The sequence below is a fragment of the Pseudomonas sp. TE24901 genome, assembly GCF_054058375.1.
In genome coordinates, this window is sequence record NZ_JBSSAF010000009.1 from 230770 (window position 1) to 255590 (window position 24821).

Annotated in this window: 30 protein-coding genes; 12 read left to right on the plus strand and 18 right to left on the minus strand. The window is 61.2% G+C overall.

Annotated elements, in window-relative coordinates; all coding sequences use genetic code 11:
• The first annotated feature begins 66 nt into the window (after positions 1-66).
• The 4 genes from ACVWVP_RS19565 to ACVWVP_RS19580 all read left to right on the plus strand — a co-directional run bounded on the left by ACVWVP_RS19565 (position 67) and on the right by ACVWVP_RS19580 (position 3174).
• Positions 67-723 carry a DedA family protein gene (locus tag ACVWVP_RS19565; RefSeq protein ID WP_178919367.1) on the plus strand — a complete coding sequence of 219 codons (657 nt, stop codon included), beginning with the start codon at positions 67-69 and terminating at the stop codon, positions 721-723.
• Between the two features lie 7 nt (positions 724-730).
• A complete protein-coding gene (locus ACVWVP_RS19570) occupies positions 731-1561 on the plus strand; it encodes a M90 family metallopeptidase (protein WP_178919365.1) in 831 nt (276 codons plus the stop codon).
• A 94-nt stretch (positions 1562-1655) separates the two neighbouring features.
• Positions 1656-2183, plus strand: coding sequence for an inorganic diphosphatase (gene ppa / locus ACVWVP_RS19575; RefSeq protein WP_068579703.1), 528 nt, complete (start codon positions 1656-1658; stop codon positions 2181-2183).
• 214 nt (positions 2184-2397) lie between these two features.
• Positions 2398-3174, plus strand: a complete 777-nt coding sequence (locus ACVWVP_RS19580) for a LexA family transcriptional regulator (RefSeq protein ID WP_457407624.1) — start codon at positions 2398-2400, stop codon at positions 3172-3174.
• A 232-nt stretch (positions 3175-3406) separates the two neighbouring features.
• Here the strand turns inward: ACVWVP_RS19580 and ACVWVP_RS19585 are convergent, their stop codons facing one another.
• From ACVWVP_RS19585 to ACVWVP_RS19620, 8 genes are read right to left on the minus strand one after another with little or no spacing between them, the layout of a single operon-like run.
• Complete coding sequence (locus ACVWVP_RS19585; protein ID WP_457407625.1) at positions 3407-4564, minus strand: glutathionylspermidine synthase family protein; 1158 nt, start codon at positions 4562-4564, stop codon at positions 3407-3409.
• Between the two features lie 12 nt (positions 4565-4576).
• The gene (locus ACVWVP_RS19590) at positions 4577-5290 is read right to left on the minus strand and encodes a DUF1190 domain-containing protein (protein ID WP_259175087.1); all 714 of its coding nucleotides are present in this window, start codon (positions 5288-5290) and stop codon (positions 4577-4579) included.
• 18 nt (positions 5291-5308) lie between these two features.
• The gene (locus ACVWVP_RS19595; RefSeq protein ID WP_178924304.1) at positions 5309-5737 is read right to left on the minus strand and encodes a DUF350 domain-containing protein; all 429 of its coding nucleotides are present in this window, start codon (positions 5735-5737) and stop codon (positions 5309-5311) included.
• Between the two features lie 15 nt (positions 5738-5752).
• Positions 5753-6427, minus strand: coding sequence for a DUF2491 family protein (locus tag ACVWVP_RS19600; protein ID WP_457407626.1), 675 nt, complete (start codon positions 6425-6427; stop codon positions 5753-5755).
• Positions 6414-7448, minus strand: a complete 1035-nt coding sequence (locus ACVWVP_RS19605) for an ion channel (protein WP_178924300.1) — start codon at positions 7446-7448, stop codon at positions 6414-6416. The genes ACVWVP_RS19600 and ACVWVP_RS19605 overlap by 14 nt, the downstream gene beginning before the upstream one ends.
• Positions 7449-7507: 59 nt before the next feature.
• A complete protein-coding gene (locus tag ACVWVP_RS19610; RefSeq protein ID WP_176999291.1) occupies positions 7508-8068 on the minus strand; it encodes a rhomboid family intramembrane serine protease in 561 nt (186 codons plus the stop codon).
• 58 nt (positions 8069-8126) lie between these two features.
• Positions 8127-8825, minus strand: coding sequence for a PspA/IM30 family protein (locus ACVWVP_RS19615; RefSeq protein WP_457407629.1), 699 nt, complete (start codon positions 8823-8825; stop codon positions 8127-8129).
• Between the two features lie 17 nt (positions 8826-8842).
• Complete coding sequence (locus ACVWVP_RS19620; protein WP_176999307.1) at positions 8843-9424, minus strand: YjfI family protein; 582 nt, start codon at positions 9422-9424, stop codon at positions 8843-8845.
• 371 nt (positions 9425-9795) lie between these two features.
• Here ACVWVP_RS19620 and ycaC point away from each other — a divergent pair, with 371 nt between their 5' ends.
• Positions 9796-10428 carry an isochorismate family cysteine hydrolase YcaC gene (ycaC, locus tag ACVWVP_RS19625; protein ID WP_176999289.1) on the plus strand — a complete coding sequence of 211 codons (633 nt, stop codon included), beginning with the start codon at positions 9796-9798 and terminating at the stop codon, positions 10426-10428.
• 46 nt (positions 10429-10474) lie between these two features.
• Here ycaC and ACVWVP_RS19630 read toward each other — a convergent pair whose 3' ends face one another.
• Complete coding sequence (locus ACVWVP_RS19630) at positions 10475-11509, minus strand: PDDEXK nuclease domain-containing protein (protein WP_457407631.1); 1035 nt, start codon at positions 11507-11509, stop codon at positions 10475-10477.
• A gap of 188 nt (positions 11510-11697) precedes the next feature.
• Here ACVWVP_RS19630 and ACVWVP_RS19635 point away from each other — a divergent pair, with 188 nt between their 5' ends.
• The 7 genes from ACVWVP_RS19635 to ACVWVP_RS19665 all read left to right on the plus strand — a co-directional run bounded on the left by ACVWVP_RS19635 (position 11698) and on the right by ACVWVP_RS19665 (position 18142).
• Positions 11698-12342, plus strand: a complete 645-nt coding sequence (locus ACVWVP_RS19635; RefSeq protein ID WP_457407632.1) for an NAD(P)H-dependent oxidoreductase — start codon at positions 11698-11700, stop codon at positions 12340-12342.
• Positions 12281-12712 (plus strand): MerR family transcriptional regulator, encoded by a 432-nt coding sequence (locus ACVWVP_RS19640; RefSeq protein WP_457407633.1) that lies wholly within the window; start codon positions 12281-12283, stop codon positions 12710-12712. Before ACVWVP_RS19635 ends, ACVWVP_RS19640 begins: the two co-directional genes overlap by 62 nt.
• On the plus strand, positions 12709-12927 hold the full coding sequence (locus ACVWVP_RS19645; RefSeq protein ID WP_457407634.1) for a FecR/PupR family sigma factor regulator: 219 nt from the start codon (positions 12709-12711) through the stop codon (positions 12925-12927). Before ACVWVP_RS19640 ends, ACVWVP_RS19645 begins: the two co-directional genes overlap by 4 nt.
• 36 nt (positions 12928-12963) lie before the next feature.
• Complete coding sequence (locus tag ACVWVP_RS19650; RefSeq protein WP_003176346.1) at positions 12964-13206, plus strand: exodeoxyribonuclease VII small subunit; 243 nt, start codon at positions 12964-12966, stop codon at positions 13204-13206.
• A complete protein-coding gene (gene ispA, locus ACVWVP_RS19655) occupies positions 13203-14090 on the plus strand; it encodes a (2E,6E)-farnesyl diphosphate synthase (protein ID WP_457407636.1) in 888 nt (295 codons plus the stop codon). Before ACVWVP_RS19650 ends, ispA begins: the two co-directional genes overlap by 4 nt.
• 110 nt (positions 14091-14200) lie before the next feature.
• On the plus strand, positions 14201-16099 hold the full coding sequence (dxs, locus tag ACVWVP_RS19660; protein WP_178924290.1) for a 1-deoxy-D-xylulose-5-phosphate synthase: 1899 nt from the start codon (positions 14201-14203) through the stop codon (positions 16097-16099).
• Between the two features lie 156 nt (positions 16100-16255).
• Positions 16256-18142 carry a TonB-dependent receptor domain-containing protein gene (locus ACVWVP_RS19665; RefSeq protein WP_457407637.1) on the plus strand — a complete coding sequence of 629 codons (1887 nt, stop codon included), beginning with the start codon at positions 16256-16258 and terminating at the stop codon, positions 18140-18142.
• A 91-nt stretch (positions 18143-18233) separates the two neighbouring features.
• On the opposite strand, the gene ACVWVP_RS19670 is transcribed toward ACVWVP_RS19665, so the two are convergent.
• From ACVWVP_RS19670 to ACVWVP_RS19710, 9 genes are all read right to left on the minus strand, one after another.
• Positions 18234-19022 (minus strand): cobalamin-binding protein, encoded by a 789-nt coding sequence (locus ACVWVP_RS19670; protein ID WP_457407639.1) that lies wholly within the window; start codon positions 19020-19022, stop codon positions 18234-18236.
• On the minus strand, positions 19019-19438 hold the full coding sequence (locus ACVWVP_RS19675; protein ID WP_178924284.1) for an MFS transporter: 420 nt from the start codon (positions 19436-19438) through the stop codon (positions 19019-19021). Before ACVWVP_RS19675 ends, ACVWVP_RS19670 begins: the two co-directional genes overlap by 4 nt.
• Positions 19435-20052: a GTP cyclohydrolase II gene (gene ribA / locus ACVWVP_RS19680; protein ID WP_095013680.1), complete on the minus strand. Its 618-nt coding sequence runs from the start codon at positions 20050-20052 to the stop codon at positions 19435-19437. The genes ACVWVP_RS19675 and ribA overlap by 4 nt, the downstream gene beginning before the upstream one ends.
• Before the next feature lie 129 nt (positions 20053-20181).
• On the minus strand, positions 20182-20907 hold the full coding sequence (locus ACVWVP_RS19685; protein WP_457407641.1) for a substrate-binding periplasmic protein: 726 nt from the start codon (positions 20905-20907) through the stop codon (positions 20182-20184).
• Between the two features lie 55 nt (positions 20908-20962).
• Entirely contained in the window at positions 20963-21928 is a 966-nt protein-coding gene (gene thiL, locus ACVWVP_RS19690; RefSeq protein WP_457407643.1) for a thiamine-phosphate kinase, read from the minus strand.
• Between the two features lie 15 nt (positions 21929-21943).
• Positions 21944-22444 carry a transcription antitermination factor NusB gene (gene nusB / locus ACVWVP_RS19695; RefSeq protein WP_178924278.1) on the minus strand — a complete coding sequence of 167 codons (501 nt, stop codon included), beginning with the start codon at positions 22442-22444 and terminating at the stop codon, positions 21944-21946.
• Positions 22441-22917 carry a 6,7-dimethyl-8-ribityllumazine synthase gene (ribH, locus tag ACVWVP_RS19700; protein WP_003194576.1) on the minus strand — a complete coding sequence of 159 codons (477 nt, stop codon included), beginning with the start codon at positions 22915-22917 and terminating at the stop codon, positions 22441-22443. Before ribH ends, nusB begins: the two co-directional genes overlap by 4 nt.
• Positions 22918-23005: 88 nt before the next feature.
• On the minus strand, positions 23006-24097 hold the full coding sequence (ribBA, locus tag ACVWVP_RS19705) for a bifunctional 3,4-dihydroxy-2-butanone-4-phosphate synthase/GTP cyclohydrolase II (RefSeq protein ID WP_176999278.1): 1092 nt from the start codon (positions 24095-24097) through the stop codon (positions 23006-23008).
• A gap of 15 nt (positions 24098-24112) precedes the next feature.
• Positions 24113-24775: a riboflavin synthase gene (locus tag ACVWVP_RS19710; RefSeq protein WP_016973956.1), complete on the minus strand. Its 663-nt coding sequence runs from the start codon at positions 24773-24775 to the stop codon at positions 24113-24115.
• Positions 24776-24821: the final 46 nt, after the last annotated feature.

The window sequence follows — 24821 nt, forward strand, 5'->3', positions numbered from 1 at the left end:
GTAGCCTTATTTCCCGACGCCCCCGCACAGGCCTGCTGAGCCGGGCCATTCACACAGGTGCCATCCATGGATTTCAACCCGCTTGACCTTATCCTGCATCTCGACGTGTATCTCGATACGCTGGTGAGGAATTACGGCGTGTGGATCTACGCCATCCTGTTCCTGGTGATTTTTTGCGAGACCGGCCTGGTGGTCATGCCGTTCCTGCCGGGTGATTCGTTGCTGTTCATCGCCGGCGCCATTGCCGCGGGCGGCGGCATGGACCCGATCCTGTTGGGCGGCCTGTTGATGTTGGCGGCGATCCTCGGGGACAGCACCAACTATGTGATAGGCCGAACGGCCGGAGAACGGCTGTTCAGCAACCCGAACTCGAAAATCTTCCGCCGCGACTACCTGCAGAAGACCCACGACTTCTACGACAAGCACGGCGGCAAAACCGTGACCCTGGCGCGCTTCCTGCCAATCCTGCGCACCTTCGCCCCATTCGTCGCCGGCATCGCCAAAATGCCTTACCCGCGCTTCTTCGGCTTCAGCGTGTTCGGCACCATCATCTGGGTCGGCGGCCTGGTGACCCTGGGCTACTTCTTCGGCAACGTGCCGTTCATCAAGAAAAACCTGTCGCTGCTGGTGGTGTTCATCATCCTGCTCTCCCTGGTGCCGATGATCATTGGCGTGGCCCGCAGCCGCTTTGGCCGCACCTCTTCCGAAGCCAAGTCGCAGTAAGCGCGCGATGTGGTCCCTCAGCGCCTGGCGTCGCCGGCGCCTGCTGGCCAAGCACCCGATTGCCGAGGACACCTGGCAGCGGGTGCGCCACCACCTGACCTTCCTCGACGGCATCAGCGCCGAGCAGGACCAGTGGCTGCGCGAAGCCTGCGTGGTATTCCTCGCCGAAAAACACCTCACCGCCCTGCCCGGCGTCGAGCTGCACCAGGAACAACGCCTGCTGCTCGCCGCCCAGGCACAACTGCCGCTGATGAACCTGGGCGACCTCGACTGGTATCAGGGTTTCCACGAAATCGTGCTGTACCCCGACGACTTCCTGAGCCCCCAGCGCCATCGCGACAGCAGCGGCATCGAACACGAATGGGACGGCGAACACAGCGGCGAAGCCTGGCAACAGGGCCCGGTGATCCTGGCCTGGCCTGGCGTGCTAGCAAGCGGCCAGTGGGAAGGCTACAACCTGGTCATTCACGAACTGGCCCACAAGCTGGACATGCTCAACGGCGATGCCAACGGCCTGCCGCCGCTGCACAGCGACATGCGCGTGCAAGAGTGGGCCAGCGTGATGCAGAGCGCCTACGACGACCTCAATCGCCAGCTCGACGCCAACCCGGACGTCGAAACCGAGATCGACCCCTACGCCGCCGAAAACCCGGCCGAGTTCTTTGCGGTCACCAGCGAATATTTCTTCAGCGCCCCGGATTTACTGGTCAACCATTATCCACAGGTGTACGCGCAGCTCAGCCGCTTTTACCGCCAGGATCCCCTGGCCCGCCTGACTCAGCTGCAAGCCAGCGACGCACGGTACCGGACTGAACCCCAGGCGCCGTACGACGTCTGACGCATGGCATCGGCATCAGAATGTGCCTATAATCGCCGCCACTTTTAGGCCAATCCGGCCATGTTTCATGGCCAATTAACGGGGGCAACGCCCAATGAGCTACAGCAAGATTCCGGCTGGCAAAGACCTGCCGAACGACATCTACGTCGCCATCGAGATTCCGGCCAACCACGCGCCGATCAAATACGAAATCGACAAAGACAGCGATTGCCTGTTCGTTGACCGTTTCATGGCCACCCCAATGTTCTACCCGGCCAACTACGGTTTCATCCCAAACACCCTGGCCGACGACGGTGACCCCCTCGACGTGCTGGTCGTAACCCCTTACCCGGTTGCACCAGGCTCGGTGATCCGCGCACGTCCAGTCGGCATCCTGAACATGACCGACGACGGCGGCGGCGATGCCAAGGTTATCGCGGTACCACACGACAAGCTGTCCCAGCTGTACGTGGACGTGAAGGAATACACCGACCTGCCGCCACTGTTGCTGGAGCAGATCAAACACTTCTTCGAGAACTACAAAGACCTCGAAAAAGGCAAATGGGTGAAGATCGACGGTTGGGGCAACGCAGACGCCGCCCGCGCCGAGATCCTGAAGTCGGTCGCTGCCTACAAAGGCTGATACCCGCTCCTCATTGCCCCGGCAATAAAAAAAGCCCCGATCATTCGGGGCTTTTTTTGTGGGAAAAATTAAACGACAAGTTCAAAAACTTATAGATCTCGTTTAGTTGCCGTTTGAATCCAGCGCATCGAACTACAACTAAGTAAAAACCTACAAGCGCAACTCAACGCATGGTTTATTTGATCTGTTTTCCCGGTCAGTAAGCTCTGCGTTTATGAATACATCAGGTGATCGTTTAAAAGCGCTATTACGGGAAGTTCACCTTTCCGCCTCCGACTTCGCCAAGAACCGCGGCGTCACGCCCCAACACGTGAACAACTGGTTCAAGCGCGGCGTGCCCATGGGCCGACTCAACGAGATCGCAGAACTGCTGTGCATCTCCAGCCGTTGGCTGCGCACCGGCGAAGGCCCCAAACACCCACCGGCCAACTTCCTGCTGGAAGGCCCGGACACCCGAAAAGGACTGACCAACACCCGCGAAGGCCGCGGCAAATACCTCGCAGACCCAGCCTGCCCTCCGGAAAAAACCGACGTGGAGATCGACCTCCACCCTTCCTTCACCTCCAGCGAACGCATCCGCGTCTCCCAACACACCCTCGACACCCTCACCGTAAACCCCGACCGCGCCCTGGGCGCCTACATGGTCGACAACAGCATGATCGACATCATCCAACAAGGCGCCACCCTCGCCATCGACCGTGGCCGCACCCAAATCATCGACGGCGAAATCTACGCCGTAGAACACGACGGCATGCTGCGCATCAAATACCTCTACAACCGCCCAGGCGGCGGCCTGCGCATGCGCAGCCACAACGCCGGCGAACACCCCGACGAATACCTCACCTACGAGCAACGCTTCGAGCAGAACTTCCAGATCGTGGGTTGGGTGTTCTGGTGGTCCACCCTGAACAACCGCCGCCCACCCGTGCCGCTGGATGAGCATTTATTGGGCTGGGAAGGCTCTAAATCGGATCCGGAGGTGGGCATTTGAGGTGAATATGGGTATCATGCGGCCCACATTTGGCAGGGGGTGGCTTTGCGCTATCCAACCTGCTCGGCGAAGCGGAGGAGTTCCCGCGGATGCCCTTACTATTCAGCCCGACGCAACGTGGGCTGAGCGATTTGAAGGCTGGTGAGGTTTGTCAAAAACAAGCTGAAGCAGTCCCCGAGAAGCCGGCCACAAGCCGGCTTTTTAATGCCCGAAATAATCCCTAATAACTTCCTCAATCCAATATCAAATGCGGCAAAAACCGGCTCGAATCCTTGGTAATCAAACTATTGTCCTCCCGCACCCCAATCCCCGCCGCCTGGTCCCCAATCACCCAAGACCCAATCAGCGTATAGCTGTCTCCAAACTTCGGCAGCGGCGCAAATTCCTGCAGGATGAACGGCGCATCGGTGTAAGGCCCGTCCTCTTTGACAATCAGCCCATCCGCCGTTTGCAGTTCGATGTTCGCCCCTTCCCGCGAGAAGAATGGCTTGCGCACCCAGCCTTTCGGCACGGCTTTGCCCGGGTCGGTATCCAGGTGCGACGCGAGTAAGTTGGGGTGGCCTTTGTTGAATTCCCACAGCAGCGGCAGGATGCCTTTGTTGGAGAGGATGGATTTCCACGCCGGTTCGAAGAACTGCGTGTCGCTCTGGGCGATTGCGGTGCCGAAGGGTTCGTGGAAGATGAATTCCCAGGCGTGCAGTTTGAACAGGTGGGGGATCCAGCGATCTTCGAGGTCGACGAAGCGGCCTTCGGCGGTGAGGCCGATGTCTTCGATGTCGATGTGGCGGGATTCGATGCCGACTTTTTCGGCGACGAGGCGCAGGTAGTCGGTGGTGCCTTTGTCTTCGACCGAGTCTTTCATCGAGGCGAAGTAGAACGGTTGGTTGATCTGCAGTTGGGCGAAGGCCTGGTGCAGTTTGGTGTCGATGCTGTTGAACTGGTCGGCGTGTTTGGGCAGCAGCCCGCGTTCGATGCATTGTTCCAGCCAGCCCCATTGGAACGCGGCGGCTTCGTAGAGGCTGGTGGGGGTGTCGTAGTTGAGTTCGAGCAGTTTGGCGGGGCCGGTGCCGTTGTAGGAGAAGTCCATGCGCCCGTACAGGTGCGGGTGGCCTTCACGCCATGAGGTGCGGATCATGTCGTAGAACGGCGCGGGGATGCTCAGGCGTTCCAGCAGTTCTTCGCTCTCGACCACGCGGGCGACGAGGTCCATGCACATGTCATGGATCTCGGTGGTCGGGTCTTCCAGGTCGTGCTCGATTTGCTTGAGCGTGAACTGGTAGTACGCGCTTTCGTCCCAGTAGGGTTCGTCGTCGATGGTGTGGAACAGAAAGCCGAGGCTGTCGGCGGTCTGTTTCCAGTCGTGACGTTCTGCGCAGTGGATTTTCTTCATGGCTCGCCTTCCTTAACTGCTCGACCCGCCGCCGCCCCAGCCGCTGCGTGCGCTGGCCTTGCTGCCGAAGCCGCCACGGGAGGTGGCCGATGCAACGGTGCTGGATTTGTTGGAGGTGCGCAGCGTGTTCGAGTAGTTGCTGCTGCCGTAGCGGGCCTGGTTCGAGCGGCTGAAGGTCGAGCCTTTGGAGACGCGCTGGCTGAGCGTTGAAGAACCGTAGTCGCCACGGTCATCGCGGTAGCGGTACACCGGCTCGGAGCGGTAGCTGTTGCGATTGTTGCTGAGCATGTTGCCGATCAGCAGACCGGTCAGCAGGCTGCTGGTGGAGAAGCCCGAACCACCGTTGTTGGCTTGCGCGCCGCCGACTTGGGCGTTGGCCGCGTCGACCTGGGACTGTGTCACCCGGCCTTCGGCGGTCAGTTCGAAACCGCCCAACCGGGGGATGAATTTGCCGGTGGAATCCTGCTGGCACCAGTCGGCGACAAAGTCGGCATCGCAATCGGCCTGGTTGTCGTACACCGGCGCAATGCGGCGGTGTTCGGCCATGGCGGTCATGTAGGCGTCCGAGCAGACGTCCACCGGCAGTTTCTCATCGGCGCATTGCTGCACCGACTGGAAGTTGTACTTCTTCTGCAAATCGTAGGTTTTTTCCGTCGGCCCACAGCCGGATATCGCCATGGCGACCGACGCTGCCAGCGACAGCTGGACGTACTTGCTTCGTTTCATCGGGAGCTCCGTGGGCGATCAGTTCGAGGTTGGCGTCATGCACGCGGCATTCAACATGCCGACGCTGATGGCCACGGCCGCCACGTAGATACCGGCCGCCAGCTCGCCGTTCTTGATGCGCTCGGACGTGCCTTTGAGCACCAGGCTGGTCAGCAGGAACGCCAGCAACTGCACAACCGCCGCGATCACCGCCCAGACGACGAAGTCGAGGAGGCTGATCGAGTAAGCGATCACGTTGCTGGCCGGAATGGCGAAGCCGACGATGGCGCCGCCCAGGGCGACCGCCGCAGACACGTTGCCCGCACGGATCAGCTCGAACTCTTTGTGCGGGGTGATGCGGGTGTAGAGGAACTGGAACAGCACGAACAGTACAGCGGCCCCGAGGATGTAGAGGACAAACCCGAGCACGGCGGCTTTGTTCAGGGAGATGGAGAGAGCTTCTAGCATGAATGTCTTCCTTGTTTAGAGCGCGGTCAGGTCGGTTGTGTACAGCGAAATGCCCAGCGACGTGCTCAGGCTGATGGTGCCTTCGGCGTCTTCTTCGACGGAAAACAGCAGGAACTCGCGGCGGTCCGTCAGGCCGGTGTCACGGGCGTATAGCATCGAACGGTGCTCGACGCTGTAGGCTTCTTCGGGATTGACCACGTGCTCGGTCATCGCCACCAGCTCGGTCTGGCCGGCTTCGCTGCCCCACACACGGGTGAATTCGACGCCGTTGTGGGTGTAGGTCGGCAGCCCGATCGGGCTTTGCGGGCCGGCCAGCCGGCGCAGTTCCGCTTCACTGCTGACGGTGACGTAGCTCAGGTAGTTGAACAGGATCACCGACTCCACCTGCCCGGCGATTTCGCCGGTGGTGTGCACTTGCAGCCAGTAGTCTTCGTCGTTCATGTAGTAGCGCGACAACCAGGTCGATTGCCCGAGGTCGACAGTGCCGTTACTCCAGATTTCCTGGGAGCCGGGGATGACCACCGAGGTTTTCTCGTCGAGCAGCAATTTGAGGCTGGAGTCGAACATCACACCTTTGCCCGGTGCCAGGCCCAGTGGGCCGGTGCTCGGCAAGGTTTGGCCGGCCGCCTGGTGCGACTCAGGACGCGCGTTCGGGGCTTCAAGCCCCATCAACTGTTTAAACCATCCCATTGGAAATGTCCTTGAGGCGGGTGGAGGCGATGTAGAAGAGTTCGCCGCCCTCGACGCGCGTGGCGCTGGGCGGGTTGATCGAAGGTTGCTGGGCGCCTTTGGCGCGGTAGCCGATGAGCGTGGCGTTGTGATGCTCCTTCATGCGGCTGTACAGGTCGCCGAAGGTGGCTTCGAAGGCCTCGGGCAATTTCATCAGGTATTGGGTGGCGCCTTGGCCCACGCACAACAACTCATTGATGACGACTGACGAGCCCGGGTCCTGGGAAGCACGCACCAACATCTCGATGGCCATGCTTGAGGTGCACTCCAGGCGCGGCGCGTAGGAGCTGGCGAGTGCGGCGATTTCACTTTCATTGAAGTGGGCGACCACATGGCCGACAGGGCTCAGTTGATTCACCGCCAGCACGGTGGCCAGTGTCAGGTCGTCCGACGGGGTTCGCACCAGCACCCGTTCGGCGCCGGGCACACCCGCCCGCAGCAATAACGCGGTGGACGACAGGCTTTCACCGCGGATGAACGCCGCCTTGCCGGGCATGGGGTTTTCATCGAGAGTGCAATCGCAAATGACGATCAGGTTGTCGTTCGAGGTTTCGTCTTGCAGCAACAACTCGATGACCCGCTCACTGGGCGCGCCTTCCCAGCCGATGAGCACCGTGTGGCCGACCTTGCCGGTGAAATCGCCTTTGCCCTTCATGCCTTTTCTCCATGCATCGATGACACTGCTGGTGGTTTTGCCGATGGCTGCCGTCAGCAGCGCAATCCCGCCGAGCATGATCCAGGCGGCCACGAACACCCGCCCTGCCGAGGTCTGCGGCGCGAGGTCGCCATAACCCACGGTGAGTGTGGTGGTGAGATAGAAGTAAATAAACGTGGCGAGCGTGGTGAGGTGCTGCTCGCCTAGAAGCACCAGGCCCAAATAAGCGGTGCTCAGGTGCACGCCCAGGGCGATGACCAGACCTGCCCAGCCGAAACGGTGAAAGAGGGAGGAGGCGTATAGACGCAACAAAAGAAAAATCGACATTTTGCCCCTGATTCCCTGGGTAGTTGCCATCGCCTCGACGCCTGGATGCTCCAGTGCGTTCAGCCGGCATTAAACCTGCTGCGCGGCGCAGAGAGAAGTACCTTGGCTGCAATAAATCCGGCGAGCGCACCAAACAGATGCCCCTCGAACGAAACGCCCTGGCGCGGCAGGAAGCCAAAGACCAGGCCGCCATACAGCAGCGCTACGACGCCGGCCGTGATCAGGTTGGTCCAGCTCCTGTGAAACCAGGCACGTGATAACAGGTAGGCCCACAGCCCGAATACCCAACCGCTGGCGCCGATGTGCACGCCACTGAAACCGAACAGCCAGACCAGCGCGCCGCCCAGCAGAATAATGATCAGGCTGACGGTCACGAATCGGTTGAACCCTTCGATCATCACCAAGGTGCCCAGTACCAAAAAGGCAATCAGGTTCGCGCTCAGGTGAGCCAAGGACCCGTGCAAGAACGGTGAAGTGAGGATGCCGAACAGGCCCGGCACCGTCCTGGGGATCAAGCCAAAGGCCATGAGGCTGTAACCAGTCGCCACGTTGAACAGCTGCAGTGCGACCATCAGCAGGGCAAGGCCTGCGATCATCTTGAAACCCTTGAGGGCGTCCATCCTGACCTCGACGTAAAAAGAAAGGGCCGAGAATAGGCCCTCCCTGTTGCGGCATTATTTACTCAGCCGACTTCTGCTTCAGGCGTTCCAGAATCGCATTGGCGCTGCCTTCGTTCGGCGTGATGCCGGCTTCGCGCAACTTGCGTTCCAGTTCAGTCCCCGTCGAGGCCTCGGCCAGTTCGTCCTGGGCTTCCAGTTCCGCGGCGCGTTGCTGCTGCTTGGCTTGCAAGCGGTTCAGCGTACCAACGGCCGTCTCCAACTTGCCGTTGGCGCCGCCACTGGCGATGGACGCGCTGACCTGAGCCTTTTGTACGCTTTCACGCGCCTTGGCCATGTCCACTTGCTGGCGCAGGCTTTTGATCCGGCTCTCGGCCTTGGTGATGTCCTTGCGCATGCTGTCGGCGTAACCACCGAATTCGGCGGCTTGCTTCTGCTCGGCGTCGCGCTCGTTGGTCAGGGTCGAAATGGCTTCGGCCACTTCCAGGGCCAGGTCTTCGCGGTTGGCCTGGATGGCGGCCATCGCCTTGGTCTCCAGGTCCGTGATCTTGGCGTCGTACTCGCCGACACGATCGTTGGCCAGCTTGTGCTTGGCCATGATGCTGACCAGCTCACGCTTGGCATTGGCCAGCGCGGTGTCGGCATCACGGATTTCCTGGTCGAGGATGCGCAGGGCTTGTTGGTCGACGATTGCTTCGCCGACTTCGCTGGCACCGCCACGCAGCGCGGTGAACAGTTTGCTCCAGATGGACTGAGTCATCAGATACTCCCGAATACTTAATTGAAGAAACGTTCGAAGGCTTCGCTGGCGCGCTGCACGTTGTCGACGAGGGTTTTCACCTCGGTCACGATGTTGGTGAGGCTGGAGTCAGAGCTCAGCGCGCCGAACATGTTGTAAACAACTTGCCCGTTGGGCATGGACTCGATGCCGATGGAAGACAGCGGGAACATTTCCCGGCTGCGCAGCACGGCGTCATTGAATTTTTCGACGTTGTTGATGGACTCGACATCGACCAGCACGGTGTCGACGATGATCTGCTCGCCCACCACCGCGATGTAAATCGGCAAGCCACCAAAGTCGTTCATTTCCAGCTTGATGCTGGACTCCGAGCCTTGAACCAGAGAAAGCGTGATGTCGTTGGAAACCACTTCGTCCAGGGCCTGCAGCGCCGTGAACAGTCGATCGATGTTCCAGTTAGTGCCTGCGCTCATGTAAATCTCCGACATGAATGAGCCAGCCAGGATCGGCTGGCGGAGCTGTTTCTCCATCTGCTTGAGCAGGCTTCGGTTTTCGGGAAGCACCCAAGTCTCGTGTTTCACATAACCGGCGGCCGCCAGGCCCGCGCGCATCTGCTTCATGTAGAAGCTCGACGGTTTTTTCGCGGACGGTTTCAAGCGCTCTCCCTGAAGGCTTGCTGAATCGGTATCGGGCCCTGCGGGCTGACCCGATGGAGAGCTGCTTTTCATGGTGCTGACCTCGTTGTGAAAAACTCACGCGTGAGAAAATCTACAGGCAATTTTCGCCACACTCAATAGCTCACGCGTGAGATTTTTTGTCTCACATTTCCCCGCGACGAACACCATCAAAACGGCTAATAGCCTGGCGATTGTCTCTTTTGAGTTGACGGTATTACCTGTTTCAGCCGATTTATCCCCCGCCACTCGCCCATTAATCTGTGCCCATGTTGAACGCAACGCCTAACCCACTTAAACAAAAAAGGATTTCAACCATGAGCACTCCAACCTACAACCGCTTGAACAAAGACGACGCCATCGTATTGCTGGTCGACCACCAGACCGGCCTGATCTCCCTGGTGCAGGACTTCTCGCCCAACGAGTTCAAGAACAACGTGCTGGCCCTGGCGGACCTGGCCAAGTTCTTCAACCTGCCGACCATCCTCACCACCAGCTTCGAGCAAGGCCCCAACGGTCCGCTGGTGCCCGAGCTGAAAGAGATGTTCCCGGACGCGCCGTACATCGCCCGCCCTGGCCAGATCAACGCGTGGGACAACGAAGACTTCGTCAAAGCGATCAAGGCGACCGGCCGCAAGCAGATCATCATTGCCGGTGTGGTCACCGATGTGTGCGTAGCGTTCCCAACCTTGTCGGCGTTGGCGGAAGGGTTCGAAGTGTTCGTAGTGACTGACGCCTCGGGCACCTTCAACACCACGGTGCAGCAGGCGGCCTGGAGCCGGATGACCCAGGCAGGCGCGCAACTGATGAACTGGTTCTCGGTGGCCTGTGAGCTGCACCGCGACTGGCGCAACGACATCGAAGGCTTGGGGAATCTGTTGTCCCAGCGCATTCCCAACTACCGCAACTTGATGAATGGGTACGCGGCGCTGACGGCGCGCAAGGATTGATTAAACACCGCACACAAAGCCTGCCCTGAAAAGCAGGCTTTTTTGTTTAGTGGGCCGCCAACTCCCGCTCAATCTGCTCGATGCTTGGCAAACTGGTTTGCAACTCCGCGGGCAACGACTCAACCAGTTGATATTCCGCTACGCCAATTGGCCGGTTGTTGTCGCGCAATGCATATTCGGCGACGACTTCGTTCTTGCTCTTGCACAACAGCAGACCGATGGTGGGCCCGTCGTGAGGATGTTTAAGCTGTGCATCGACAGCCGCGAGGTAAAAGCTCAGTTTCCCCAAATGCTCCGGTTTGAACTTGCCCGTTTTAAGCTCGATCACCACGTAGCAGCGCAGTTTCAAGTGGTAGAACAACAGGTCGACAAAGAATTCATCACCTCCGACATCCAGCAACACTTGCTGGCCGACGAAGGCGAAACCCGCGCCCAGTTCCAGCAGAAAGTCGGTGACGTGTTTGATCAGGGCATTTTCAATGTCGCGCTCCTGCGCATCCAACCCCAGGCTCAGGAAATCAAAGCGATAAGGGTCTTTCAGAGACTCCCGCGCCAGATCGGATTGCGGTTTAGGCAGGTGATTTTCGAAATTGCTGACGGCCTTGCCGCTGCGCTCCAGCAAGCGGTTTTCGATGTGCACCACCAGCGAGTTACGCGACCAGTTGTTTTCTATCGCCTGGGCGATGTACCAGCGGCGGGTTTCGGGGCCTGGGAGCTTGTCGAGCAATACCACATTGTGACCCCAGGGCAATTGTGCAGCAGCTTGTTGCACAAATTCAGGGTCTGGCCACGCCTCGGCAAAAGCACGCATATACTTGAGATTGCGCGGTGAAAAACCCTTCATTGCGGGAAACGCTGCACGCAGATCCTGGGCAAGCCGATCAATGACTTTACTGCCCCAGCCCTGCTCCGCCTGGCGGGTCAAAATGTCGTGGCCAAGCTGCCAATAGAGCAACACCAGTTCTCGATTCACGGCCAGTGTTGCGCGTTGTTGCGCCGTGTGGATACGGCCTTTCAAGTCCGTCAACCAGTCGCTGTAGCCCGTAGGCGGTGGGGTCAAGCCGATACCGGGTTCGCTCATGCCGTTTCGCTCTTTGAGTGTTGAGGCAGGCTAGTCAGGGGCATTGACGGCCACAAGGGGTCAAGCGCGCACAAGGAAGGGGCTTTCAAACAATACCGAAATACCCTGCTGGCCATGGCGGCCCTACGCCTTGACTCTCCCCTATACGGCAGCCCTTACCCTGAAACACCCTATTTCAGGACTCACCCATGACGCCGCGCACCCTGGTTATCCTCGGCCACCCTTCAACGTCCAGCTTTTGCTCCGCTCTGGCCGATACCTTCATCCAGGCCGCAAAAACCGCCGGCCATGAATTCCGCGTCCTACGCTTGGGCGAGCTGGTTTTCGACCTCAATCTGCACAGCGGCTACACCCAGCCCCAACCACTGGAACCCGACCTGCTCAGCGCCCAAGCCGACATCCTCTGGGCCACCCACCTGACCTTCATCTTCCCCATCTGGTGGGGCGGTATTCCGGCGTTGATGAAGGGCTTCATTGACCGAATCTTCCTACCCGGCTTCGCCTTCAAATACCGCAAGGGCAAGGCTTTCCCCGACAAGCTGTTGCTCGGCCGCACCGCACATTTGTTAGTGACCCTGGACACGCCGCCATGGTATTACCGCTGGTTCTATCGCATGCCGGGCGTCCACCAGATGCGCAAGACCACCTTGGCGTTTTGTGGCGTCAAGCCTGTCAAGACGCTGCTGTTCGGACCGGTGCTGGGCTCTACGCCGGCGCAGCGAACAAAGTGGTTAAAGCAGGCGGGCGCACTCGTTGAAAAAGGGAGTGTTCATGTACATCGGCAAAGCCGCGCAACTGTCGGGCACGACCGTCAAGGCGATCCGTCACTATGAGGCGATCGGGCTGCTGCCCGCGCCGCAACGCCAGGGGCAGTACCGGGTGTATTCGGCGCAGAGCGTCGAGCGGTTGATGTTTATCAAGTGCGCGCAGCAACTGGGTTTCAAGCTCAAGGAGTTGCAGCAAATCCTGCAGGACCACCCGGGCGATGTGCTGCCATGGGAACGTGCCGACCAGGCCATCGCTGCCAAGAAACAAGCGTTGGCCACGCAGATTGCGACCTTGCAGAAGATGCACGAAGGGTTACAGGCCTTTGAGACGCAACTTAAGGATGCGCAAGGGCAATACTCGACGCCAACTGCGCTGCTGGGCAATAAGGCCATGGCTCATTGCGCGGTGGCTATGCAAGCCAACGAGCCCCGATGAACAGTCAGCCAAGCCCACCAACCTCCGAACGCGATCAGCAAGCATTGGATTGGTGGACACGACTGCACAGCGATGACGTCACCGCCCACGAGCGCAATGCGTTCGAACTGTGGCGCCTGGACCCGCTGAATACCAACGTCTACAAAAAATGCCGAGATGCTCTGGCGCTTGCTCGAACGGCCCGCTCATTTGCCCAGAATCCCCATGTCTGCTAGTGTCGCGCCGGTTTACCGTCTACCGGAATAGCCGCCATGGCCCGCAAAAAAGTTGCACTCGATTTCGAACAATCCCTCGCCGACCTGCAAACCCTGGTCGAGCGTCTGGAGAACGGCGAGTTGTCGCTGGAAGACTCGTTGACAGCGTTTGAGCAAGGCATCGGCCTGACCCGTGACTGCCAGAGCGCCCTGGCGCAGGCGGAGCAGAAGGTGCAGGTGCTGCTTGAACGTGACGGGGAGTTGGCCGAAGAACCTTTCGATGCGGAACAGCCAGAATGATCGACGCGTATCAGGCCAGTAGCCAAGCCCGGGTCAATGCGGCGCTTGCGCCCTTGTTTGTTGCGCCAAGCCCGGAAATGAACCGCCTCTATGAGGCCATGCGCTACAGCGTGATGAACGGCGGCAAGCGCGTGCGCCCGTTGCTGGCCTATGCCGCGTGCGAAGCCCTGGGTGCGCCGGCCGAACAGGCCAATGGCGCCGCCTGTGCGGTGGAGCTGATTCACGCCTATTCCCTGGTGCATGACGACCTGCCGGCGATGGACGATGACGACCTGCGTCGCGGCCAGCCCACCACCCACAAAGCCTTTGATGAAGCCTATGCGATCCTGGCCGGTGACGGCCTGCAGAGCCTGGCGTTCAGCGCGTTGCTGGACCCAGCCTTGAGCAGCGTCAATGCCGAGATCCGCTTGCGCATGGTGACCAAGTTGGCTCACGCAGCGGGCCCGGCCGGTATGGTCGGCGGGCAGGCCATCGACATGGGTTCGGTCAGCCTCAAGCTCGACCAGCAAGCCCTTGAGCACATGCACCGCCACAAGACCGGCGCGCTGATCGAAGCCGCCGTGGAACTGGGCGCACTGGCCAGCGGCCAAGCGACCGCTGCGCAATTGGCCGCCTTGCAGACCTACTCCCGCGCCATCGGCCTGGCCTTCCAGGTGCAAGACGATATTCTCGACGTAGAAAGTGACACCGCCACCCTGGGCAAGCGCCAAGGTGCCGACATCGCACGGGACAAACCGACTTATCCTGCGCTGCTCGGCCTGGACGCGGCCAAGGCCTACGCGCTGGAACTGCGCGACCTGGCCCTGGACGCCCTGCGACCTTTCGACGCGGCGGCCGAGCCACTGCGTGACCTGGCGCGGTATATCGTCGAACGCCGCCACTGATAACGGCGGCCTTTACGGCCGCATATCGGCCAAGTTCGGCGCTCTGCGTGGGCAGTTTGCGATGCTTGAGGTAAACTGCCGCCTCTTCTATACCTATAACGATTCGCCTGATGCCCACGACGTTTCAAGAGATTCCCCGCAAGCGCCCGTCCACGCCCCTGCTTGACCGTGCTGTCACGCCGGCCGGCCTGCGTCGACTGGGTGAAGCCGAGCTGGAAACCCTGGCCGATGAGTTGCGCCTGGAATTGCTCTACACGGTCGGCCAGACCGGTGGGCATTTCGGTGCCGGCCTGGGCGTCATCGAGCTGACCATCGCCCTGCATTACGTGTTCGACACCCCGGATGACCGGCTGGTGTGGGACGTGGGCCATCAGGCGTATCCGCACAAGATCCTCACCGGTCGCCGCGAGCAGATGGGCACCCTGCGCCAGAAGGACGGCATTGCCGCCTTCCCGCGCCGCTCCGAAAGCGAGTACGACACCTTTGGCGTCGGCCACTCCAGCACGTCCATCAGTGCAGCGCTGGGCATGGCCATTGCCGCCCGCCTGCAAGGCAGCGATCGCAAGGCGATTGCGGTGATTGGCGACGGCGCGCTGACCGCCGGCATGGCGTTCGAAGCGCTGAACCATGCGCCGGAAGTGGACGCCAACATGCTGGTGATCCTCAACGACAACGACATGTCGATCTCGCGCAATGTCGGTGGCCTGTCCAATTACCTGGCAAAAATCCTCTCCAGCCGCACCTATGCCAGCATGCGTGAAGGCAGCAAGAAGGTGCTCTCGCGTCTGCCCGGCGCGTGGGAAATTGCCCGGCGTACCGAAGAATATGCCAAGGGCATGCTGGTGCCCGGCACCCTGTTCGAAGAGCTGGGCTGGAACTACATCGGCCCGATCGACGGCCACGACCTGCCCACCCTGATCGCCACGCTGCGCAACATGCGTGACCTCAAGGGGCCGCAGTTCCTGCACATCGTCACCAAGAAAGGCAAAGGTTTCGCCCCGGCGGAAGTCGACCCGATCGGTTACCACGCCATCACCAAGCTGGAACCCCTGGACGCCCCCGCCGCTGCGCCGAAAAAAGCCAGCGGGCCGAAGTATTCCGGCGTGTTCGGCGAATGGCTGTGCGACATGGCCGCTGCCGACCCTCGCCTGGTGGGGATTACCCCGGCGATGAAGGAAGGCTCCGACCTGGTGGCGTTCAGCGAGCGTTTCCCGCTGCGCTACTTCGACGTGGCAATTGCCGAACAGCACGCGGTGACCTTTGCGGCCGGCATGGCCTGCGAAGGCGCCAAGCCGGTGGTGGCGATCTACTCCACCTTCCTGCAGCGCGGCTACGACCAACTGGTCCACGATGTCGCGGTACAGAACCTTGACGTGCTGTTCGCCATCGACCGCGCAGGCCTGGTGGGCGAAGACGGCCCGACCCACGCCGGCAGCTTCGATTTGTCCTACCTGCGCTGCATCCCCGGCATGCTGGTGATGACGCCGAGCGACGAAAACGAACTGCGCAAGATGCTCAGCACCGGCCACCTGTACAACGGCCCGGCCGCCGTGCGCTACCCACGCGGCAACGGCCCGAATGCGGTGATCGAGAAGGACCTTGAACCTATCGAGATCGGCAAGGGCATCGTGCGTCGTCAAGGCAGCAAGACCGCGTTCCTGGTGTTCGGCGTGCAATTGGCCGAGGCCCTGAAGGTGGCCGAGAAGCTCGACGCCACCGTGGTCGACATGCGTTTCGTCAAACCTTTGGATGAAGACCTGGTGCGTGAGATTGCCGGCAGCCATGAGTTGCTGGTGACCGTCGAAGAAAACGCCATCATGGGCGGCGCCGGTGCGGCAGTCAGCGAATTCCTGGCGCGGGAGAACATCCTCAAGTCGGTACTGCACCTGGGCTTGCCGGATGTGTACGTCGAACACGCCAAGCCGGCGCAGATGCTGGCTGAATGCGGGTTAGACGAGGCCGGGATCGAGGCGTCGGTGCGCGAACGCCTGGCGCTGCTGGGCCTGTAATCCAATGCCCCGGTAGAAACTGGGACTAAAATGTGGGAGCGGGCTTGCTCGCGAAAGCAGTGTGTCAGTTAAAGATAAGCTGACTGATACACCGCTTTCGCGAGCAAGCCCGCTCCCACATTTGATGTGTACCCATTTCAGATCTATGGACAGACCATGAAACGCCTGCACCTCGCCTTGCTGCTTCTCCCCACCCCCGAACTGCTCGCCGACACCCGCGACCAGGCCTTGAGCCTCCCCGACGTGGTCATCACCGCCAACCGCCAGGTACAGGCGCGCAACGACAGCAGCGCCGCCAACACCGTGTTCACCCGCGACGATATCGACCGCCTGCAACCCACCAGCGTCACCGACCTGCTGAGCCGCGTGCCCGGCGTGCAAATCGCACAAACCGGTGGGCGCGGCAGTTTGCCGGGGGTGTTCATTCGCGGCACAAAGTCAGCCCAAAGCCTGGTGCTGGTGGATGGCCAGCGCATCGCCAACGCTACCTCGGGCGACAGTGGGTTGCAGTTCCTCAGCGTCGACCAGATTGAGCGGGTGGAAGTGTTGCGCGGTTCGCGCTCGGTGATCTACGGCAGTGATGCCATCGGCGGGGTCATCCAGATTTTCACCCGGCGCAACGCCCAGGCCGGCGTTCATCCGCGCCTGCATGTGGGCTTTGGCAGCAATCAGACGTGGGAACGCAGCCTCGGCCTGTCCGGCGGCGATGAACGCACGCGCTTCAACCTCGGCGCCAGCCTGGATGAAACCCAAGGCATCAACTGGACCCATGAGTCGTTTGCCAGCGATGGCGATCATGATGCCTACCGCAACAAGTCCTTGAGCCTGAACCTCAGCCACTCGTTGAGCGATGACCTCGAAGTGGGCTTCAACCTGTTGGATGGCCGGGGCAAGTCGGAATACGACAACCCGTTCGGACGCTACGTCAGCTTTTTCGAAACCGTCGGCCAGAAGCCCTACACCGACTACACCGTGAGCAGCGCCAGCGGTTATGTCGACGCCAAGCTCAACGACCGCTGGCAGACCCGCCTGGAACTGGGCCACAGCGAGAACCGCGACAAGAAGCGCGATCACCTCAGCGATGAGGGCAGCGCCTTCAACACTTATCGCGACTCGGTGAACTGGCAGAACGACCTGACCCTGGATGACCGCAACAGCCTGATCCTCGGTGGCGACTGGTACGAAGACCGCGTGCGCGCCAGCACTGACTTCGACGAAGACAGCCGCTGGAACCGTGCGGTGTTCATCCAGCATCGTTTCGAGGCCGAGCGGTTTTCCACCGAGCTGGGCCTGCGCCACGACACCAACCAGCAGTTCGGCAGCCAGAACACCTGGAGTGGCACCCTGACCGTGCCGCTGAACCCGGACAACGACGTGCTGCTGTCCTACAGCGAAGGCTTCCGCGCGCCCAGTTTCAATGACTTGTACTACCCCGGCAGCAGCAACCCCGACCTCAAGCCGGAACACTCAAAAACCTACGAGGTGCAGTGGCGCAGCCAGCTGAGCGATACCACGCGCCTGGAAACCTCGCTGTATCGCACCGACCTGAAAGACGCCATCGTCGCCCAGCCGGTGGACTTCTACATCCCGCACAACGTGGCGTCCGCACGGATTAACGGCTTTGAAGCGGCGCTCAAGCAGCAGTTGTTCGGCTGGCAAGGCAATCTGGGCGTCTCGATCATGGACCCTCGCGACCGTGACAGCGGCCATACCCTGGCCCGTCGGGCGCGGCGCACGCTGAACCTGGATGTGGATCGGCAGTTTGACAAGCTGGGGGTGGGTGCCAGCTGGCAGGCCATCAGCCACAGCTATGACGATGAGGAAAACCGCAACCGGCTGGGCGGGTATGCCTTGCTGGGGCTGCGTAGCAGCTGGGCGTTGAACCGGGAGGTGCTGCTGTCGTTCAAGGTTGATAACGTGTTGGACAAGGCCTATGCGCGGGCGATGTACAGCTACCAGGACCCGAATTTCGAGAACAACCAGTATTATCGTGAAGAGGGTCGGGTGTGGAGGGTTGGGGTGACTTGGACGCCTGATATCTGAGTGGGCAGGTCCGGCCTCATCGCAGGCAAGCCAGCTCCCACAGGGGAAACGCGTTCCAAATGTGGGAGCTGGCTTGCCTGCGATAGCGGTATTACAGGCCCGGCGCAATCACCTGACACAACCGCCCCACCGCCTCCACCATCTGCCCACTCGGCCGCTCCAACCCTTTATCCGGCACCAGCCGCACCCGCCCAGCCATCGCCGGCCAGACCTTCCAGGCCTCCTTCTGCACCTGATCGCCCACCAGAATCATCTGCGGGTCACGCTGCAACACCGACTCAATACTCACCTGCGGCGCCGGCAGCTTGAGGTCATCGAACACATTGCGCGCGCCGCACACGCTCAACGCATCGCTGATGATCTGCCCACCGCCCACGGTATACAGCGGCTGGTTCCACACCTGGTAAAACACGCGCAAGGGCTCGGCGCGCTGATAGCGCTGACGCAACTCGGCCAGGCGCTGGTGCAGTTGTGCGGCCAGTTGTCGACCCGCCTCAGCACGCCCTAATTGGTCGGCGATGGCCTGGACCTGGGTAGTCAGTTGCTCAAGGCTATAGGGTTCGGCGACGTACACCGGGATATTCAGGCGTTGCAGCTGTTCGCGCTGGGCCGGGCCGACGCTGCCGGGCCAGAGCAGGATCAGATCCGGCTTGAGGCTGAGCAGGCGTTCCATGTCCAACTGACCGTAATGCCCCACTGAGGGCACGCTGGCCAAGGCCGCAGGCCGATCGCCGCCGTCGAGCACGCCCACCAGCTGGTCGGCAGCGCCCAGTTCGACCACGATTTCAGAAAGAGACGGCGCCAGGCTGATGACACGCTCGGCCGCCAGCACCGGCGCACTCAACACCAACAGCAGAAGCGCCAGCCCGTAACGCCTCATCCCAGCTGACGTGGAATGCGATAGAGGTAGAACAGCACCAGCGTCGACAGGGCCAACAGAAACAGCGGCACCGCTTCCAGGCCGACAAACACCGCCAACGCGCCGATCCACGCGGGAATGGCGGCAATCAGCAAGGCTGCACGCCGACGAGCCGCCAGGGTGATCCAGGCGGCTGGTTCGTCGGGGGTGTCGAGGGCTTTGGAGGTGGCGATCAGTGCGTGTTTATAGCCATGAAAATACCGCAGGCTCAGAAACATCGAGGCCACGCCGGCAATGAAGAACGGCATGGCCAATACGGGAAGCAATGATTCAGCCTGGCCAAACACCAGGTTGATCACAAACAGCGGGAGCAGCGCCAGGGCCAGGTACTGCCACCAATTGAAGGACAGTCGCCGTTTCACCTGGCCACGGGTCACGCGCGGTCGACCTCGCCCTGATGCTCGTTGCCCATCATGTGGTCGAGCTTGCTGGCCTTGGTGGCCAGGTACAGTTTGTTGTGCGGGTTGTGTCCGGTGTGCAGTGGCACGCGCTCGGCCACGGTGATACCCATGTCGGTCAAGGCTTTGACCTTGCGTGGGTTGTTGGTCATCAGGCGAAGGGATTTGACGCCCAGGTGCTCCAGCATCGGCAGGCAGATCGCGTAGTCGCGCTGGTCAGCGGCAAACCCCAGGCGCTCGTTGGCTTCAACGGTGTCGGCGCCGCCGTCTTGCAACTCGTACGCACGGATCTTGTTCATCAGGCCGATACCGCGGCCTTCCTGGCGCAGGTAAAGCAGAACGCCACGGCCTTCGCGGGCGATGGCACGCATCGCGGCTTCCAGTTGCGAACCGCAATCGCAGCGCTGGCTGAACAGCGCGTCACCGGTCAGGCATTCGGAATGCACACGACCCAGCACCGGCGCGCCGTCAGCGATGTCGCCCAGGCTGAGCACAACGTGCTCGCGGCCGGTGGCTTCTTCGAGAAAGCCGTTCATGGTGAACGTGGCAAAAGGGGTAGGCAGCTTGGAAGCGGCGACGAAAACGACGGGCACCGTGTGCTCCTGATTTCAGTTTTTACGATGGCGGCCATTGTAACAGCAGGTTCCTACAGACGCTTAAGCTGAATTATCGCTGATAAAGATCAATCGGTTCGATTGGCCTTCATCCCGGTTCTATGCCCATCAGAACGGATAGGGCTGTTTCCAGCGCTCGAAAATCGGTTTCAACTCACCGTTATTCACCAGCGCCGCCATGCGCTGGTCATACACGGCCATCAACGCCCGGCCGCGTTCGTTATCAGCAAACCCCACGTACAGCGGCAGTTCGGCGATGTGGGTGAGTTTGAATTGCGCGGGGTCGTCGGCCTGGCCGAGCACGTACTGGGCTTCGCTGAGGGCGTCGATGTAAAAGTCTGCGCGGGCGTGCTGCAGCATCGGCAGGATGCCGTCACGGCGTTCGATCTGGTTGAAGCGGTGCACGTTGGGCAAGTACTCCTCGTACTTGTAGCCGCGCACCCAGGCCAGGCGGTAGTTGCCCAGCGTGGCCACGCTGGGCGTCGGCGCAGTGGCCAGCCCGAGGGCGTAGATGTGGTCGGAGTCGAAGTTCCAGTGAGGGTACAGCACGCCAGTCGCTTCATCACGGTAGGAACCGACCCAACCATCCACTTCGCCGCGCTGGGCCAGGCCGACCGAACGGGTATAGGGCACGCTGCGGGTTTGCAGGGTGATCCCAGCGGGCTCGAACACCTGGCGCAACACATCCCACGCCAGACCGCTGCCGTCTTTGTTGGTGTAGTCGTTCCACTCTTCGCTGGCCAGCATGATCTTGCCAGGTACCGGGGCCTCGTCCGCGTGCACAAGTGTCGCGACCGAGCACAGCACAATCAGCAGCCAACGGCGCACATCCATGGTGACAACCTCCTACACCTTGAGAACCGTATAGAGGGTAGCGCAGCTCGCCGAATCAGGGCGTCTCGCTGAAGTGTTGATAGCCGCGCACGGCCGGGGTGATGTCCTGCCCTTGGGCATCGAGCAGTGTCACGCCCTGCCCCGCCTCGACACGGCCGATCACATGCACCGGCCAACCGCTCGCCAACAAGGGCGCCAGTTCGGCAGGCGGCAGGGTGAACGCCAGCACGTAATCATCCCCGCCGCTCAGCGCGGCCACGCGAGCGGCCTCATCCCCGACAAACGCCAGCAAGGCCTGGGACAACGGCAAGGCCTGGCGCTCGATCAACAGGTGAGCAGCCGACGCCTTGGCGATATGCCCGCAATCGGCCAACAGCCCGTCGGAGATGTCCATCGCAGACGTCGCCTTGCCCCGCAGCGCCAGCCCCAGGGCCAGCTGCGGCTGCGGTGACCAGTAATGGGCCAGCAACGGCTCGGCGACGGCGGCGTCAGCGACGCGCTGGCCCAGGACCAGCGGCAAGGCGCCGGCCGCATTGCCCAGCTCACCGCCGACACACAGCAGGTCACCGGGTTTTGCACCGCTGCGCGTCAGCGCCTGCCCGGCCGGCACACGGCCGAACACGGTCAGGGTCAGGCTCAACGGCCCGCGCGTGGTGTCGCCGCCCACCAAGCCCACACCGCAGCTTTGCGCCATGGCGTTCAACCCCTGGGCATAGCGTTGCAGCCAATCGGCATCGACCGTCGGCGTGGTAAGGGCAAGAGTAAATGCAAGAGGGTGCGCGCCCATGGCGGCCAAGTCGCTCACCGCCACGGCCAACGAGCGCTGGCCAAGCAGGAACGGATCACAGGGGTCGGCAAAGTGCACGCCGGCTACCAAAGTATCCGTGGAAATCGCCAACTGCTCCCCGGCGGGGAGCGCCAGCAAGGCGCAGTCATCGCCGATCCCCAACGCAATGCCTTCGCCGCCTTGCGCACAGGGCGCGGCGGCGAAGTAGTTGCGGATCAGCTCAAACTCGCCCATTCAGGACTCAAGCGCTTAGCGCTTGTACGCCTTCACTTCGGCTTCACGCAGGCGCGGGGCCAGCTTGTCGAGCACGCCGTTGACGAACTTGTGGCCGTCGGTCGAACCGTAGACTTTCGCCAGTTCGATGCCTTCGTTGATCACCACGCGGTACGGCACGTCGACGCGATACAGCAGTTCCCAGGCCGACAGACGCATCACGCACAGCTCAACCGGGTCCAGCTCTTCGATGGTCAGGTCCAGGCAAGGTGCCAGGGCCGTGTCGATCTCGGTCAGGTGGGCATGCACACCGTGCAGGATGTCGTGGAAGTACGGCAGGTCGGCAAAGGTGAAATCGTTGTCGACGCGAAACTGTGCTTCGATCTCGTTCAACGAAGCGCCGGCCAGGTGACGCTGGTACAGCGCCTGGGTCGCCAATTGACGAGCAGCGCGACGCTTCTCGTTCTTGGACGGCTTGCCAGCATCGGCTGGGCGTGGCTCGCGCGGGTTGAAACGATCGCTCTCGTCGGAAATCACTTGGCCTCCAACTGCGACAGCAGGCTGACCATTTCCAGGGCGGACAGGGCAGCTTCAGCGCCTTTGTTACCGGCCTTGGTGCCGGAACGTTCGATGGCTTGCTCGATGGAATCAACGGTCAGTACGCCGAACGCAACCGGCACGCCGAACTCCATGGACACCTGGGCCAGGCCCTTGGTGCACTCGCCCGCCACGTATTCGAAGTGCGGGGTACCGCCACGAATGACCGCGCCCAGGGCGATGATTGCCGCGTATTCACCCTGTTGAGCAACTTTTTGCGCAACCAGTGGAATTTCGAAGGCGCCAGGGGCACGGATCAGGGTGATGTCGCTTTCGCTCACACCGTGGCGAACCAGGGCGTCCACGGCACCGCTTACCAGGCTTTCAACAACGAAGCTGTTGAAGCGGCCAACCACCAGGGCGTAGCGGCCTTTGGGGGCGATGAAGGTACCTTCGATGGTCTTCAGGGTCATTCGACAAATCTCTTAAAGAGCAGGGACGTGAAAAGTGCGTCCCTCAGTGATGTGTTAACCGCGAACAAGGGGCAAAAATCGCCGGCCTTTATTCGGAGGGCACGTATTCTACTACTTCCAGATCGAAACCGGATATCGCATTAAATTTCATTGGCGCACTCATCAGGCGCATTTTGCGCACGCCGAGGTCACGCAGGATCTGCGAACCGGCACCGACGATGCTGTAGGTGGTCGGCGTCTTGACCTGGGTGTGCTCGGCGGTTTCACGGATATGCGCCAGCAGCACATCACCATCCACCGGGTTGCCCAACAGCAGCACCACACCGCTGCCCGCCTCGGAAACCGCGGCCATGGCGGCTCGCAGGCTCCAACGGCCCGGTTGCTTGACCATCAACAGGTCGCGCAAGGGGTCCATGTTGTGTACCCGCACCAGGGTCGGCTCTTCGGCGCAAATGGTGCCCAGGGTCAGGGCCATGTGCACGTCGCCTTCCACTGAATCACGGTAGGTCACCAAATTGAATTGGCCCAGTTCGCTGTCCAGCGGCTGCTCGGCAATCCGCTGAACGGTACGTTCGTGGATCATGCGGTAGTGGATCAGGTCGGCAATGGTGCCGATCTTGATGTCGTGTTCGGCGGCAAAGGCTTCGAGTTCAGCGCGACGGGCCATGGTGCCGTCGTCGTTCATCACCTCGCAGATCACGCCGCTTGGCTCGAACCCGGCCATGCGCGCGAGGTCGCAGGCAGCTTCGGTGTGGCCGGCACGGGCCAGGGTGCCGCCCGGCTGGGCCATCAGCGGGAAGATGTGGCCAGGGCTGACAATGTCTTCGGCCTTGGCATCCTTGGCGGCAGCGGCTTGCACGGTGCGCGCGCGGTCAGCCGCAGAAATACCGGTGGTGACGCCGGTGGTCGCTTCGATAGACACGGTGAACTTGGTGCCAAAACCCGACCCGTTGCGCGGCGCCATCAATGGCAGCTTCAGCAACTCGCAGCGCTCGCGGCTCATGGGCATGCAGATCAGCCCACGGGCGTGCTTGGCCATGAAGTTGATGTGCTCAGGCTTGCAGGCCTCGGCGGCCATGATGATGTCGCCTTCGTTCTCGCGGTCTTCGTCATCCATCAGGATGACCATCTTGCCTTGGCGGATGTCTTCAACCAGTTCTTCGATGCTATTGAGCGCCACGTGGCACCCCCTTGGTCAGGATTTCAGGTAGCCGTTAGCGGCCAGAAAACTTTCAGTGATGTTACCGGCAGTAGGCTCTGCGGCCTTTTCGCCCAGCAACAGGCGCTCCAGGTAACGGGCCAGCAAGTCCACTTCCAGGTTCACCCGGCGACCCGGCTGGTAAGACGCCATGATGGTTTCGCTGAGGGTGTGGGGAATGATGGTCAGTTCAAATTCGGCGCCGTTCACGGCGTTCACGGTGAGGCTGGTGCCGTCGACGGTGATCGAGCCTTTGTGGGCGATGTACTTGGCCAGTTCTTTGGGTGCGCGAATGCGAAATTCCACGGCACGTGCGTTTTCGCTGCGGGAGACCACTTCGCCGACGCCGTCGACATGGCCGCTGACCAGGTGGCCGCCCAGGCGGGTGGTCGGGGTCAGGGCTTTTTCCAGGTTGACCGGGCTGCCGGCCTTGAGGTCGTTCATCGCGGTGCAGTCCAGGGTTTCCCGGCTGACGTCGGCGGCGAAACCGTTGCCTGGCAGTTCGATGACGGTGAGGCACACGCCGCTGACGGCGATGCTGTCGCCCAGCTTGACGTCACCCAGGTCCAGCTTGCCGGTTTCAACCAGCAGGCGAACGTCGCCGCCTTTGGGGGTCATGGCGCGGATGCTGCCGATGGATTCGATGATGCCGGTGAACATGGCCTTCTCCTGGAATACGGTACGGGGCGCTTGAGCGCCCGGTCAG